This window comes from Plectonema radiosum NIES-515, from assembly GCF_025753815.1.
GTDB classification, from domain to species: Bacteria; Cyanobacteriota; Cyanobacteriia; order Cyanobacteriales; family Nostocaceae; genus Hassallia; species Hassallia radiosum_A.
The window spans coordinates 20,662-34,065 of record NZ_JAOWRF010000387.1 but is presented as its reverse complement, the minus strand read 5'-3'; the positions used below and the strand labels follow the sequence as shown (position 1 = coordinate 34,065).

The 13,404-nt window shown below is 42.0% G+C and carries 16 protein-coding genes and 2 pseudogenes; 11 read left to right on the top strand and 7 right to left on the bottom strand.

All coding sequences use genetic code 11. The features are described 5' to 3' along the window. The 3 genes from OGM63_RS27270 to OGM63_RS27260 all read right to left on the bottom strand — a co-directional run. On the bottom strand, positions 1-1,622 hold a 1,622-nt coding region (locus tag OGM63_RS27270; RefSeq protein ID WP_263748861.1), incomplete at its 3' end, for a DUF2079 domain-containing protein. Between the two features lie 188 nt (positions 1,623-1,810). Continuing rightward, the gene (locus OGM63_RS27265; RefSeq protein WP_263748859.1) at positions 1,811-2,386 is read right to left on the bottom strand and encodes a Uma2 family endonuclease; all 576 of its coding nucleotides are present in this window, start codon (positions 2,384-2,386) and stop codon (positions 1,811-1,813) included. Positions 2,387-2,448: 62 nt separating this feature from the next. Beyond that, positions 2,449-2,646 carry a hypothetical protein gene (locus OGM63_RS27260; RefSeq protein WP_263748858.1) on the bottom strand — a complete coding sequence of 66 codons (198 nt, stop codon included), beginning with the start codon at positions 2,644-2,646 and terminating at the stop codon, positions 2,449-2,451. A gap of 3 nt (positions 2,647-2,649) precedes the next feature. Between OGM63_RS27260 and OGM63_RS27255 the strand changes: the two genes are divergently transcribed. Beyond that, positions 2,650-3,465 carry a DUF1838 domain-containing protein gene (locus tag OGM63_RS27255; RefSeq protein ID WP_263748857.1) on the top strand — a complete coding sequence of 272 codons (816 nt, stop codon included), beginning with the start codon at positions 2,650-2,652 and terminating at the stop codon, positions 3,463-3,465. 55 nt (positions 3,466-3,520) lie between these two features. On the opposite strand, the gene cbiD is transcribed toward OGM63_RS27255, so the two are convergent. Next, positions 3,521-4,597: a cobalt-precorrin-5B (C(1))-methyltransferase CbiD gene (cbiD, locus tag OGM63_RS27250; RefSeq protein WP_263748856.1), complete on the bottom strand. Its 1,077-nt coding sequence runs from the start codon at positions 4,595-4,597 to the stop codon at positions 3,521-3,523. 255 nt (positions 4,598-4,852) lie between these two features. Here cbiD and OGM63_RS27245 point away from each other — a divergent pair, with 255 nt between their 5' ends. Both OGM63_RS27245 and OGM63_RS27240 read left to right on the top strand, forming a co-directional pair. Beyond that, on the top strand, positions 4,853-5,065 hold the full coding sequence (locus OGM63_RS27245; protein WP_263748855.1) for a CAB/ELIP/HLIP family chlorophyll-binding protein: 213 nt from the start codon (positions 4,853-4,855) through the stop codon (positions 5,063-5,065). 56 nt (positions 5,066-5,121) lie between these two features. Next, positions 5,122-5,361, top strand: a complete 240-nt coding sequence (locus OGM63_RS27240; RefSeq protein WP_263748854.1) for a hypothetical protein — start codon at positions 5,122-5,124, stop codon at positions 5,359-5,361. A 325-nt stretch (positions 5,362-5,686) separates the two neighbouring features. On the opposite strand, the gene OGM63_RS27235 is transcribed toward OGM63_RS27240, so the two are convergent. Both OGM63_RS27235 and OGM63_RS27230 read right to left on the bottom strand, forming a co-directional pair. Next, the gene (locus OGM63_RS27235; protein WP_263748853.1) at positions 5,687-6,415 is read right to left on the bottom strand and encodes a lipoyl protein ligase domain-containing protein; all 729 of its coding nucleotides are present in this window, start codon (positions 6,413-6,415) and stop codon (positions 5,687-5,689) included. A gap of 34 nt (positions 6,416-6,449) precedes the next feature. After that, the gene (locus tag OGM63_RS27230) at positions 6,450-6,917 is read right to left on the bottom strand and encodes a YbjN domain-containing protein (protein ID WP_263748852.1); all 468 of its coding nucleotides are present in this window, start codon (positions 6,915-6,917) and stop codon (positions 6,450-6,452) included. Between the two features lie 359 nt (positions 6,918-7,276). Here OGM63_RS27230 and OGM63_RS27225 point away from each other — a divergent pair. The 7 genes and pseudogenes from OGM63_RS27225 to OGM63_RS27195 form a co-directional block, all read left to right on the top strand. Continuing rightward, positions 7,277-7,444, top strand: a pseudogene (locus OGM63_RS27225) (4-Cys prefix domain-containing protein); the annotation flags it as partial. An 11-nt stretch (positions 7,445-7,455) separates the two neighbouring features. Beyond that, a complete protein-coding gene (locus tag OGM63_RS27220) occupies positions 7,456-7,722 on the top strand; it encodes a hypothetical protein (RefSeq protein WP_263748850.1) in 267 nt (88 codons plus the stop codon). After that, positions 7,709-8,119 carry a DUF6334 family protein gene (locus OGM63_RS27215; RefSeq protein WP_263748849.1) on the top strand — a complete coding sequence of 137 codons (411 nt, stop codon included), beginning with the start codon at positions 7,709-7,711 and terminating at the stop codon, positions 8,117-8,119. Before OGM63_RS27220 ends, OGM63_RS27215 begins: the two co-directional genes overlap by 14 nt. After that, a complete protein-coding gene (locus OGM63_RS27210; RefSeq protein ID WP_263748848.1) occupies positions 8,116-8,301 on the top strand; it encodes a hypothetical protein in 186 nt (61 codons plus the stop codon). The genes OGM63_RS27215 and OGM63_RS27210 overlap by 4 nt, the downstream gene beginning before the upstream one ends. A 266-nt stretch (positions 8,302-8,567) precedes the next feature. Continuing rightward, complete coding sequence (locus OGM63_RS27205) at positions 8,568-8,822, top strand: hypothetical protein (RefSeq protein WP_263748847.1); 255 nt, start codon at positions 8,568-8,570, stop codon at positions 8,820-8,822. Next, entirely contained in the window at positions 8,803-9,222 is a 420-nt protein-coding gene (locus OGM63_RS27200; RefSeq protein WP_263748846.1) for a PIN domain-containing protein, read from the top strand. The genes OGM63_RS27205 and OGM63_RS27200 overlap by 20 nt, the downstream gene beginning before the upstream one ends. A 63-nt stretch (positions 9,223-9,285) precedes the next feature. Next, positions 9,286-10,233 (top strand): annotated as a pseudogene (locus OGM63_RS27195) (protein kinase domain-containing protein); the annotation flags it as partial. Between the two features lie 843 nt (positions 10,234-11,076). Here OGM63_RS27195 and gnd read toward each other — a convergent pair. Next, positions 11,077-12,504, bottom strand: a complete 1,428-nt coding sequence (gnd, locus tag OGM63_RS27190; RefSeq protein ID WP_263748845.1) for an NADP-dependent phosphogluconate dehydrogenase — start codon at positions 12,502-12,504, stop codon at positions 11,077-11,079. Between the two features lie 395 nt (positions 12,505-12,899). Here gnd and OGM63_RS27185 point away from each other — a divergent pair. Continuing rightward, positions 12,900-13,404 (top strand): Ycf66 family protein (locus OGM63_RS27185; protein WP_263748844.1); only part of this gene is annotated, 505 nt, incomplete at its 3' end.

Below are 13,404 nucleotides of genomic sequence, written 5' to 3'. Positions count from 1 at the left end.
CTCCCCACTTCTTTGCGAAAAGCTAACCAAGCAGATGAAGCTTCCTCTTTTGAGGTGGCAGATTTTTTGAGTAGGATGACACCATCTTCAAAGCCAATAATGCCATATTCTTGGTTAGTGGTCAGACGGTCAATGAGTTGGATAAGTTCTTGCTCTTCAGCGCGATCGCTTTTGAAAGCGGGTGCATATTGCTGCAATTGCCACAAATCGGCGATCGCATAATCTACCTTTATCACCTCCCGTGCATCATTTCTCAACTCTAGTGCCGGTAAACGAATAATTTCCCGACGGCTGGAAAGATGCGGTATAATATAGGTACTAGCAGACACGCTAGCATAAGAAGGAATTTGCGCTAATAAAGAACGAAATTGTCCTACATGATGCCATTGTTGGGGTAGCGATACATATACCCAAGGCTTTATAGAATAAGGAATCAGAAAATCAAAAGTCCGATTTGGGTTGGATGTAAAGCTAAAAAACACAGAAGCACAAATACAACCCACCCAAAGGCGCCGAAATGAAGGTTTAAAGGCTTTCGGATGCTGCGACCACCAGATAATTGCCCCGTAAAATAGTCCAGGAACTACAGGCATCGCATAACGAATAGTAATCCCTAAAGGTGACTGTCCCCGCTGCAAAAAAATGTATAGTATGGGAAAACCCGCTGTTGCCCAAGCTGCGGTCGAGATAGCTGGCACAAAAGCCAAAGGCAACCAGTGAGCGATTAAATATCTAATCTTCTTCAACCAGGGTGAGAAAACTTGCTCTAGCAACCTGAAAGGGTTACTGACAATTGCCCAAATAATTTCCAGCGGGGTAGCTTCCTTACCACTAGCATAGTTCCCAAATCGTTCAATCATCATCCGCTGGGAAACGTCTTGGGAAAATGACGGCATGATCGTCTCAGTCAACAAGAGCATATAACTAAAGCTGGAGATGCAAACAGCAAGACCAATCCGGGGGTAACGTTTACTTATTATCAGATAAAAGCCGATACTAAACAAAGCCACACCCGAATCTTCCCGCACTGCCAAAAGCATTACCGCAAAAACTCCAAACACCCACCATCTACGCTTTTCCATTGCCAACAGGAGCGCAAATACAAACAACGGAGTTGCGGAGATGTCATGAAAATTGGATAAAGTCGGACCAATAACAGCGTTAGCGCTATAAAAGCTGACGGTAATCATTCTTGCCAAAGCGGGTTCAAGATACTGTCTAGCTAAAACGTACAGAACTAAACCAGCAGCTGTTACCAAAGTCACTTGCAAAACAAGAAGTGTTACCGATGAAGGAAACAAAGCATAAAGCGGTAACCAGAGGAGGAAAATTGGGTTAAAGTGTTGCCCCAAATGTTTGTAAAAGACTTCTGCAACTTCTTTGTTGTGGGCAACATTAGTTGAAAGGCTTGAAGAAAGGGAACTTTCAAATAATCGACCCTGGATGCTATTCCAAAAAAGTTGGTTAAAAATGCCTTGATCGAATGAGGCGTAAAAACTGTAATATCGATTCAGGCTAAATATTAGACAAAGAACAAAGAATATGACAGCCACTAGCAAGACTAAGCGGATATTGCCTACCCTCGTCTTCAGCTTTTCAGTTTTATGCAAGTTCCACAACATCACTCACTCACCCTGATTTTGGCAAACGGGGGAAATATTTATTAGACATCGACCGAATTTAATTATGCGTTGCCTGAAACCCTTGATTAGACGATTCTGTGCTACGTCACAATAATTGTTTTCCAACAGATGTCTATTGTAGAACCTCAATAATCGTCAACGCATGGAGCCTGTTTGTTAAAGATTGCCTAAGTTAAAATTTGTGTCAAATCCAATACAAATCTAGGCAGAACATCTTCACCTGATAAGCTAGCAGGAGATTGCAAAATTTCCACATCTTGTTCTGGACGGTAAATTTCTACCCGTTGGTTTTGAGGATCGATTAGCCAAGCTAAACGCACTCCGCAGTTAATATACTCCTGCATTTTTTGTCGTAATGTCTCTAAAGTATCACTTGCAGAGCGTAATTCTACGGCAAAATCAGGAGCAAGTGGCATAAACCGTGCTGGATTTGGGTTGAGAGTTTCGATTCGCTCTCGTTTAACCCAGGATGCATCGGGAGAACGATTTGCACCATTAGGAAGTTTGAAACCTGTTGACGAGTCAAAAGCCAATCCTGTACCATCAGCATCTGCCCAATTGCCCAAGCGCTGGGTGAGTTTAGAATTTTTGTTACCAGTTTCCCAGCCTGTTGGCGGCATAATAATTAATTCTCCCTCAAAGGTGCGCTCAAAGCGCAAATCTCGATTATTCTGGCAGAGTTGGAAGAATTGCTCCGAAGTTAGCTCAATGACAGGATGCAAGTTAACGATAAGGGCAGTCATAGTTGCTTTTTGAAGAATGCTAACTGTAGCCTAGCATTAGGGAATTGGGAATTTTGGAATAATCATGGCGATCGCATACACTGTTGTAGCTTGATTGTGAAATTATTGCCGCTTGTCTTTCTCAATACGGGAGCGCTCTCATCGCTCACTACGGTAGAGACGTTCCATCGGAGCGTCTCTACTATATAATGTGTCAGTTGCGATCGCATAGAGCCGACACGACCCTTTCCCCCCTCTAACCTCACATAGCAAGGAGCCACAAAATGGTTGCCGAAACCCAAGAATTTGATGCTCAAGCATGGGTGAAGACTCGTTCTTCCCTCGATCCCACCCAATCAACCTTTTTGGTCTGGAAAGGTGCAATTTACGCTTTTATCCCAGGTGAGAAGAAAAAACTGCTGTTTCAGATGCTGGGTGTGAGTGTCAGTAGGTGTATTCCCACAAAAGAGGGTGGGTGGGATTTTACTTCTAGAGAACTGACTTACTACCTCGACCCAAAAACAAAGGAAATTGTCCAAAAATGGGAAAATCCTTGGACGGGTGAGAAAGTGCCAGTAATGCATGTTGCAAATAGTCCTGTACAAGGTCAGTTTAAAGGTAAATTTCCTGCACAAGTAGATGGTGACACTACAACCTTCGTATTTGACATATTTCCCACTTACCCCAATCCTCTAGCAGACGATCCAAAGTTTGCTGAATATTGCCCAAATCCAACTTATCAGGCAGCAGAGTTATTTAAACTCACCGTCCCCACCGCAGATTTATTCAACTCAGAATTACCCTCAGTTTCTCAACTTAGGTTGAGTTGGGATAGAATCGGTCAATGGCTTCCCTGGATGAAAATGGGAGCGCGTGAGGGTCATTTGATATACAGTGCTTACGGTAGCAAAGTCGATGGTTTAAGCGAGTTACCGCAACTGCTTCAAGATGAAATTAATACCCGCGTTCCTTTATATAGAAATGCACCAAAATCCTTTATTGAAGGAGAAGATATGACCTCATGGTTGTATTTTCAACAGAATTTTGAAGCTTACCTAGCGGGTGAAACCTTCCCCCTACCAGCAGGAGAGGAGTTGTAAATTCGTAGTGAGGACTTCAGTCCTCATATAATTAAGATAAGGACTGAAGTCCTTACTACGAATAAAAATCGAGCAATTCCTTAGCCTTTGTATCCTGACTGATGATTTTACCTTGACGGTCAAACAAAATTACCCCCACCTTCAAAAAGCGATCGGCATACTTTTTCACATAATTCTCTGCTTTCTGGCTAATCTTTTCAGCCAAACCAGCAAACACCGCATCTGCTAACTTCAGTTCCACCAACTTTTTATACGCTTCATCAGCCGTATTGAGTTGCAAAATTGCCTGAACTGCTGAAATATCACCTTTAAGAGCAACAGCAGCGGCAATAATCTCTAACTTAGCATCCGCCAGATGACTTGATGTATTAAAAATTCCCCCTGCTAGCTTAATTAATTTTCCTTGGTATCCCAACAACAGCACCGATTCAGCTTGATAAAGTCCCGCTTCTACCAGCATTGCACCGAGCCAATTTCCCGTTGAAACAATAATTTCTTCTGGAATCCCTAAACGCTGCGCTACAGAATAACCATTGCTACCAATACAAAATACCAAATTGGGAAAACGCTGCACTTTGTCTTGCAAAATGGCGCGAAATTCTTCCAAGTGGTCAGCAGCACTCATCGGTTGAGAAATACCACTAGTTCCCAACAACGCCAAACCCTCTAAAATACCAAAAGCTGCATTAGATGTGCGTTCAGCTAATTGACGACCTTCAGGAAGAATAATCCGCACGATCGCAGTTTTATCTTCAGGAATTAACGGTAACAAATTCGCTTCAAAAAGCCGTCGAGCATAACTATAAATAGCAGCTTCTCCCCCTGCCGTTTTCCCCAATCCCTCACCCGCTTCCAAAACCAAAGCCTCGTCTTCTCGTGGTAATAACTTCACCCATGCCCAAATAGGAGTATTCCTCGTCAAATCCAAATTATCACCTGGGTCAGACAGAGCGATCGCTAACGCACTTCTTGATTCCAAACTAGCGACTTGCTCAACTAAAATCTCTGCTACCTCACCAAGCAAATCCACCGTCACTGATAATATCACATCCGTGCCGTTTTGCAAACACACCAAAGCTGCCTTTGCCGCAGCCACAGCGAAAACCGGGAGAGTGTAACCTTTACGCGCCATTCTATCTTTCAAACCGAGAAATATTATATTACCTGACTGACGCAAAAACTCTCTCTAACCTCTGAATCTTGGCGTCCTTGGCGCCCTTGGCGGTTCGTTTTTCCATAACAAGTGCGTAAGTCCTATCTTAATTTTGCAACTCTTAAACACACCTTATAAAATTTATAAAAATATTTTATTTTGTCAAGCACTTGCAAAAATAATTTACATAGTGTTACATTATTTAACAAGAAAACAAACTTAAGGAAAAAAACCATGACATCACGCAGCTATGTAGTAGAAGAACAAAACCGACTAAATAACTACGCCATCGAGCCGAAAATGTACGTAGACGAAAAACCAGGCTTTGGTTTCACCGAGTATGCAGAAAAGCTGAATGGTCGTTTAGCAATGATTGGCTTTGTTGCACTTATAACCATCGAACTTTTCACCGGACATGGTGCGATCGCTTGGTTGACAATTTTGTAAATCTCTAGTTACGCAGACATCAATAAAAAAACTTAAATTAAACTTGGAGATATCTAATGAGAACTGATTTTGACTTTCCTAAAAAAGATTTATTTGAACCCGTTGTATTTAGACCTGATTTCAACAGCTTTGAGACAATAAATGTCAACCAAGCTTGGTCATTATTTTTCACAGCAGGTAAAGAAGATAAAGTATTAGGACTAAACCCGGAATTAGGAAGATTTTTCACCTATTTATTAATTGCTATTGGTGCAACAGGTTCTCTTTTAGCAGGTGCTTTCATCCACATGGCATGAGGATTTGTTTCTAGCTTTTAATGTGTATCAAAGTTCTGGTTTTTGCAACCAGGACTTATTTTTTAATTGAAAAGCCACCACCCATTATATCATGTCTCGTAGATTACATATAATGTAAAGACGTTCCGCCGGAACGTCTCTACGAGGGTTGCGATATTTTTATTAATGTTAATTATAAAAACATAATATTAGACATCGACCGCTCTTTTAATATGCGTTATCCAGAACCCCTAAAGAAGTTCCACTGCTTGTAGAGACGTAGCAGTGCTACGTCTCTACATTTTTTCCACGGTTATGTGTATTTAACAACGTTAATAAAAATCATCTATTTTTTCGCCAAAATCTGTTTCCACTCATCCTCTGATAACGGTTGCAAAATTAATTGAATACCAAAACAATCAATAGCTGCTGCAACCAAAGCAGCAATAATTGTTTCTCTAGTTAGGTTTTGAGTAAATTGCACAGAAGTAAAAGATTCTGCACCAAACACAGTTGCAAACAATTCTGCATTCGGTTGCAAACGTATTGAACCATGTTGTAAAATTGCCTTACCACGTCGCAGTTGAGCGCTACCGATGAGTTTGCAATTATCAACTGTAACTAAATCTGCACTAGTTGCCGTGCCAAAACAGTTAGGATTGTGAATGTAGCCGCGTCCTGCTGTACCGTAGTGCAATTCTACATCAAGCGATCGCCATCCTTGAATTAAAAACTCGCAAATTTTTTCATACATCTGAATACGACTCCCATTGAGTCTGGAAGTCACTACACCATAAGTTAAATCACCTTGATGCAAGACAGCCCGTCCACCTGTAGGACGCCGCACCAATTCTAGTTTCTCACCTTGCCAGATGATACCTTGCCAATATGCGGGATATTCACGTTGATGATAGCCTAAAGAAATGGCAGGTGGCGACCAAGTGTAAAACCGCAAACTTGACGGATGTCCCAAAATATGCTGTTCTAACAACCAGCAGTCAATAGCCATCTGCACTTGTCCCGGTGCTTCTAATAGCGGAATTAGTCGCCAAACCTGCTTATTATCCGCGTCCATCTGCGTTCATCTGCGGTTCAAAATCCAAAATCTTTTAAGCTGCACCAAACTCAGATTGTAACGCATCGTCGTTGTTATCGGCGATGCTTGCCACGACAGTAATTAAACGAGAAACTTCCCCAGCAGACAAATCCGCGAGAGTGCGTATGGCGATGACAACCACTTGATTTTCAATAATACCAAAACGAGCTTCAAAAGTGCCAGAGCAGTTCATTTCCAATAGCTGCCGCATCAACTTCGGTTCATCTTTCGCGGGTAACTTTAACACCGCAGACCAAACGGTTAAGGTGTCTTCATCGGTTGTCCCGTTGAGTTGAACAAACACTTCTACACTACCGTATTTAAACTTCCACAAAATACCACCTTCTGCGGTGTGGTTAACCATTGCACTGTCATCTTGTTCTAGGGTATCGATGACATTTTCGATTATTTCCACATGGTTGATGATGGTGGTTTCTTCATCGGTAGCGATCGCTTCTTGGTTGGTTTGGTAGCTTGTCATACAGATTTTCGCCTCAATAACTTTATGGTTTCATCTAGACATACTTTATAGCTTGTAGACAAGGTTAAGGTAAAAATTGCTTTGACTGCACTGCACCCTCAGACTGGAAGTCTGGGGCTACACAAACGAAGTCCGCCTACGCGGACTAAGAAAAAATGAATTTGAAACCCGCGTAGGCGGGTTTTGTCTGTATAGCCGCGAATTCCATTCGCCAGGGCTACAAATTCTCCGCGAAACGAGTGCGCTTACCTCTGTGCCCCTCTGCGTTTAAATTTTAATCCTCAATTCACCACGCTTGGAGTGTTCAAGAGTAATTTTGGTTACACTTACTCTAGAAAAATCTGCCAACCATCCCCAGTATGACTTATTGCCTCACTCCCAATTGCCAAAAACCCCAAAACTCAGATGCAACAAAATTTTGCTTGACTTGTGGCTCACAATTGCTCTTAAAAAATCAATATCAAGCGATTCAGCCAATTGGTGAAGGGGGATTTGGCAGAACTTTCTTAGCTCTTGATGCAAATAGGTTAAATGCTCAATGGATGAGCGGGATGGAGTTAACCTAACGGCAGGTGGACTGAAAAAACTCGGCAATCTTGTTAATCTAAAAGATGATATTATCGCCGATGCAATTCGAGAGCGTGGGGGAGGGCAAAGTCAGGTTAATCAGTTACAAAGCGATTATCAAAATATGAAAGTTGGAGAATTAGCAAATCTTGCAGCCGAGGGAGACGAAGAAGCCGAAACTGCAATAAAAATTCTTAAACAAGCTAGAAAAAAACGTGAAAAATATGGCAATAGATGAATTCCCAATCGGAGAGACTTTAACAGCAGTCTCAATTGTCGAAGACAAAGAATTTGCTGGCAATCAACTCTGCTTTGACCAAGTTAAACTATTTTTCCCAAATACAACACTTACACTATTCCCAATAGCTGATACTGATGAAATAGAGATAATACAGGAAAGCTCTAATACTCCTTCTGTAGTAGAAACTCCATATTGGTGTAAATCTTTTATTGATAAAAAACTTATGTCAATATGGGTATGTGAAAATGACCAAGGTTATCGAGATCAGGTAATTTTTGCATTTGAGTATCTACGTCCCAGTATAGCTTTTGTTACCGAAGGTTCAGTTATTAAAGCATTCCGCTACGAGCAAATCTATAAAATCAAAGCATCTGAGAAGGAATATTGTTTATGACAGTGAATGCCAATATTGAAGAAATTAAAGCGATGATTTTTCAGCTACCAGTTGAAGAACTTGTAGCACTGATAGCAGAGATTGAAGAAAGGCTCGAAACCGTGACAATGATGCAACTTGCCGAAACAGGATTTAATGAGTGGAATGACCCAGAAGAAGATATCTATAATGACGAAACCTAAACCATTGGAAATCTGGTTAGTTGGTTTCCCTTTTAGCGAACTGAAAAAATCTCTTAATATTAGTTAAACCTCGTCCATGATGAAACCTGGAGTTTTGCTCTTATTAAGATGTGTCATTGCGACGCAAGGAAGCAATCTCAAACTCTTGGCAGAAAACTATGGTTTTCAAAGTAGACGAGGTTTAGTTGGTGCGATCGCTCTCTCACAGCTTGCGTTCTCCCAAATGCTAAAATCGCTGCATCACACATGCTCTCAAATCTTACCCCGTGGAAAAAATAGAATTGCAACTCGACGAAAAAACCCTTGAAAAAGCACGTTGGTTGGCAAAATCGCGTCATTGTGACTTGTCGCAACTAATAACAGACGCCATTGATCAACTAGCGGTGACAGAAGCTGAGAATTACCCCTTACTTGGACTTTATGCCGACGAACCTGAGCTAATAGATGAGATACTTGAAGAAATCATGAGAGATCGAGCAGCACACCCACTAAATCAACGCTTTGGACAAAGTACTACTTGACACAGACATTCTTTCTGAAAGCCTTAAACGTATAGATCAGCGCGTAGTATCTAGGGCTACTGTTTATCTAGGCGTTTTTGGTCACTATACCATCTCCACAATCACAGTCTTGGAAATTGTCAAAGGCTGGCATAAACGCCAACGCGAAGATAAAATACACGAGTTGTTTGTTGAGATTGCCGCTGCTGAGGTGTTAACATTGGAACTAGCTGACGCGGAATTGGCTGGACGGATATATGCAGATTTAGAACGAACAGGACAACCGATAGGACTTGCCGATTCTATAATTGCGGCTATCGCTATCCAAAACAACTTAACCTTAATTACTGGTAATTTACCACATTATCAACGCATTCAAACACTTGGTTACAATTTGAAGCTCGATAATTGGCGAATCTAGAATAGACCCCTGATGGCGTCTACGCTGCGGCACAATAAAGACAGGTATCCCAAAATCCTCAACATGAGCTACTGTCTCAATCCCCGGTGTCCAAAACCAGAAAACGCTGATGATGTCAAGTTTTGCCAAACTTGCGGTTCCAAATTACTCCTCAAAGAACGCTACCGTGCTATCAAACCGATAGGGCAAGGTGGTTTTGGCATCACTTTTTTGGCAGTGGATGAGGATAAGCCTTCAAAACCGCGTTGTGTAATTAAACAATTTTACCCCCAAGCGCAGGGCACTAGCACCTTACAAAAAGCCGTTGAATTGTTTACCCAAGAAGCGATGCGGTTAGATGAATTGGGCAAGCATCCGCAAATTCCCGAACTACTGGCATATTTTACCCAAGACGATCGCCAGTTTCTCGTCCAAGAATTCATCGATGGGCAAAACCTAGCACAGGAATCAGCACAAAACGGCGCTTTTAACGAAACGCAAATACGGCAATTACTGAATGATTTATTATCCGTGTTGCAATTTTGTCATCAAAAACAAGTTATTCATCGCGACATTAAGCCAGAAAATATTATCCGACGATCCCCCCTTTCTAAGGGGGGTTGGGGGGATCTAGTTTTAGTCGATTTTGGTGCAGCGAAAATTGCTAGCAACGCAGCCTTAAATCAAACTGGTACAAGTATAGGAACCCCGGAATATGTAGCACCAGAACAAATTAGAGGAAAAGCTATTTTTGCCAGCGATATCTACAGTTTGGGTGCAACTTGTGTTTGCTTATTAACCGAGCGATCGCCTTTTGACTCCTATGATATTAACAACGATACTTGGATTTGGCGGCAATACTTGAAAACTCCTATTAACCAGGAGTTAGGTAGAGTCCTCGATAAAATGCTAGAAAGCATCCCTGTGCGTCGTTACCAAACAGTAGATGAAGTTCTTAGAGATTTGAATCAACAGCCGCATCTAGCCGCCACACCGCCCAAATCAGCAAAACCCACGATTCAGCCACCCCCAACTTCTCCACCTACGGTTGTCATAAAAACTAACAGCCAAATTGATCTGGAATTAGAAGAAATGAAAACACAATTTCTTGGCGGTAACAAACAGCAAAAAAACATAAAACCACCACCACCACAGCCAACCTCTCAGCCTTCTAGCAAAAGCCAACTAGATGAAGAATTAGAAGAATTAAAAAAGAAATTTCTCGGAAATAATAATCCTTAAAATCACGAATAAATACGGGTTTATAGACTAACGATCAATTGCAAAAATGCCCGACGACTAAAGTCGCGGCTACAAAAATAAAGTCCGCATGACAAGGACTGTAAGCGCAGGTAAGCTCTGGTTCGTTTAGCCCTAGGCTGGAAGCCTAGGGTTGAAATACGGCGCTTTAAGAATGAGTGTAAAAGGTTTGATTACCAATTATATCATGTCCAACAAATCACATATATTGTAGAGACGTTTTGCGCCCATTGTAGAGACGTTTTGCGCCCATTGTAGAGACGTTTTGCGCCCATTGTAGAGACGTTTTGCGCCCATTGTAGAGACGTTTTGCGCCCATTGTAGAGACGTTTTGCCGGAACGTCTCTACGACGGTTGAAATGTTTTTATTAATGTTTAATTAAGCGGACATGATATTCCCCATGCCCAATGCCCAATGCCCAATAGACATAGGAGTGAAAAAGAATGTAGAGACTTCGTATTTCGCGTCTCTTGGGGTTTGGATAACGCATATTTAATTTTTGGAGATGCCCAATGCCCAATTTCCCAAAAGAAAGTGACTCTGAAATTCAGAGTCACCCTCAAATCTCCAACCTAGACCTTTTAAACTTTCACAAAATGTAGAGGTGTGAAAGCTTACTTAGTTTCCGCAATTGGCACCCATTCAGTGTGGAAAGTACCAGGTTTATCAGTCCGTAAGTAAGTATGCGCTCCGAAGTAGTCGCGTTGTGCTTGAGTGAGGTTTTGGGGTAGGCGATCGCGTCGATAGCTGTCAAAATAATCTAATGACGCACTAAATGCCGGCACGGGAATCCCCAGTTTAGCTGCTGTCGATAACACTTCGCGCCAAGCTGATTGTCTGTCGAGAATCGTCTGTTTGAATTCCGGAGCCAATAGCAAGTTAGGTAGTGCAGGATTTTCGTCAAAAGCTTTCTTAATTTTATTCAAGAATCCAGCGCGAATAATACAGCCACCCTTCCAAATCCGCGCCATTTCGCCTAAATTCAAGTTAAAATTATACGCTTTGGAAGCTGTACTTAAAAGTGCCATTCCTTGAGCGTATGAGCAGATTTTCGAGCAATATAGAGCATCGCGCACCATATTGATAAAGTCCTTGGTCTGTCCGTCATATTTGCCAGTGGGACCCGTCAGAATCTTCGATGCAGCAACCCGCTCATCTTTAATCGAGGACATAATCCGGGCATTTACTGCCGCTGTGATTGTGGGAATCGCAACCCCCAATTCCAACGCAGTTTGCACAGTCCAGCGTCCTGTACCCTTTTGCCCTGCTGCGTCCACAATCAAATCCACCAAAGGTAGATTTGTATCTGGGTCAATGTAGGGGAAAATATTTGCTGTAATTTCAATCAAAAACGAATTCAGTTCGTCAGTGGTGTTCCACTCAGTAAAAACTTCGTGTAGCTGACTAGGGTCAAGACCTGCGGCATTTTTCAGCAAATCGTAAGCTTCAGCGATAAGTTGCATATCGCCGTACTCAATGCCGTTGTGTACCATTTTTACATAGTGACCGGCACCACCAGGACCCACGTAAGTCACACAAGGACCATCATCGACTTGGGCGGCAATTTTGGTAAAAATTGGCGATAGATACTCATAAGAACTTTCTGTACCTCCTGGCATGAGTGAAGGACCATTCAGCGCTCCTTCTTCACCACCACTGACGCCCATCCCAATAAACCGAAATCCGTCTGGTTCTAATTCTTTGGTGCGTCTTTCAGTATCTTCAAACCAAGAGTTGCCACCGTCAATAATAATATCGCCTTCAGACAGCAGAGGTTTTAGCTGGGCAATTACTGCATCCACCGGCTTACCAGCTTGCACCATCACTAAAATTTTGCGGGGACGTTCTAGAGACGCAACAAACTCTTCTAGGGTAAAAGCTGCTTTTACGTTCCTTCCTGGGGCACGCTGTGCCATGAAGGCATCGGTTTTCTCGCGTGAGCGGTTGTAAACTGCAATTGGGAAACCATTACGCTCGACATTTAGAGCGATGTTCTCACCCATAACGGCTAAACCAATCACACCAAAGCTTTGTAGGGTCATAAATTCTTTTGGCTAACTCTTGCAGATCCTTTCATCTTTAAGGGTAGTCCGAGATTTTACCTTCTCTCCTAAAGAAGAGATTAAGAGTTCTTTAGGACTGGAAAAATTCACACCTTACATAGATAATTAATTTTAATTTGTATCCTAATCAACAATTTTCCCGCAAAATTTGCAAAATTGAGTAGAGACGCGAAATTTCGCGTCTCTACAGGAGTCAGAGAATCTGAACCATAAAAGGATACAGTATTAAAGAGGTTTTGAATTTTTTTTCTTCTGCTTCAAAGTAACTTCGCTGTATTAACGAGTCATACGCTAGTCTCATAGAAAGTATTCTGGCTTCTGGCTCCTGAATTTTGAATTCTTAGTCAAATGACACAGTAAGGAGTAACCACAAAATGCTGGCATATGTCCTAGCTTTGACGGTCGGTCTTGGTAGTTTAGCTATTTACTTAGCAGCTTTCTTTTTCCCGGAAATCCATCGCAAGAATGATTTTATTTGGAGTGGTGTAGGATTTTTCTACGCTTTAGTATTATGGGTATTTGCCCGACGCATTACTGGGGGTCTTTTGCTTGGTCATGTGGCTAGTGTGGCACTTTTGGGTTGGTCGGTAACGCAAACTTTGTCATTACGTCGGCAAGTCACACCAAAGACGCAACAAACTGCGATCCCCAGTACTGAAGCGGTGACAAATACTATTCAGAATCAAGCTTCTAATATCTCACTCCCACAGCGCCTTTCCCAAATCCAAAAAGGCATTGGCAGCGTTTTCTCTGGAGTTAAAGACAAGGCACAACAGACTTTAAATAAAAAGACTCCTCAAACAACTTCTGCACCTACAAGTAAAACTCCTGTTGAGGTTGTTGACAAACGAACCCCCATACCAGAACTTGCTGTAACCA

What these genes read in the sequence shown, in the direction of transcription:
- cbiD (WP_263748856.1), bottom strand. Translation starts at nt 4,597, where the DNA reads ATGGCGCGTAAAGGTTACACTCTCCCGGTTTTCGCTGTGGCTGCGGCA.
- gnd (WP_263748845.1), bottom strand. Translation starts at nt 12,504, where the DNA reads ATGACCCTACAAAGCTTTGGTGTGATTGGTTTAGCCGTTATGGGTGAG.
- OGM63_RS27220 (WP_263748850.1), top strand. Translation starts at nt 7,456, where the DNA reads ATGGATGAGCGGGATGGAGTTAACCTAACGGCAGGTGGACTGAAAAAA.
- OGM63_RS27210 (WP_263748848.1), top strand. Translation starts at nt 8,116, where the DNA reads ATGACAGTGAATGCCAATATTGAAGAAATTAAAGCGATGATTTTTCAG.
- OGM63_RS27255 (WP_263748857.1), top strand. Translation starts at nt 2,650, where the DNA reads ATGGTTGCCGAAACCCAAGAATTTGATGCTCAAGCATGGGTGAAGACT.
- OGM63_RS27215 (WP_263748849.1), top strand. Translation starts at nt 7,709, where the DNA reads ATGGCAATAGATGAATTCCCAATCGGAGAGACTTTAACAGCAGTCTCA.
- OGM63_RS27235 (WP_263748853.1), bottom strand. Translation starts at nt 6,415, where the DNA reads ATGGACGCGGATAATAAGCAGGTTTGGCGACTAATTCCGCTATTAGAA.
- OGM63_RS27245 (WP_263748855.1), top strand. Translation starts at nt 4,853, where the DNA reads ATGACATCACGCAGCTATGTAGTAGAAGAACAAAACCGACTAAATAAC.
- OGM63_RS27230 (WP_263748852.1), bottom strand. Translation starts at nt 6,917, where the DNA reads ATGACAAGCTACCAAACCAACCAAGAAGCGATCGCTACCGATGAAGAA.
- OGM63_RS27265 (WP_263748859.1), bottom strand. Translation starts at nt 2,386, where the DNA reads ATGACTGCCCTTATCGTTAACTTGCATCCTGTCATTGAGCTAACTTCG.
- OGM63_RS27240 (WP_263748854.1), top strand. Translation starts at nt 5,122, where the DNA reads ATGAGAACTGATTTTGACTTTCCTAAAAAAGATTTATTTGAACCCGTT.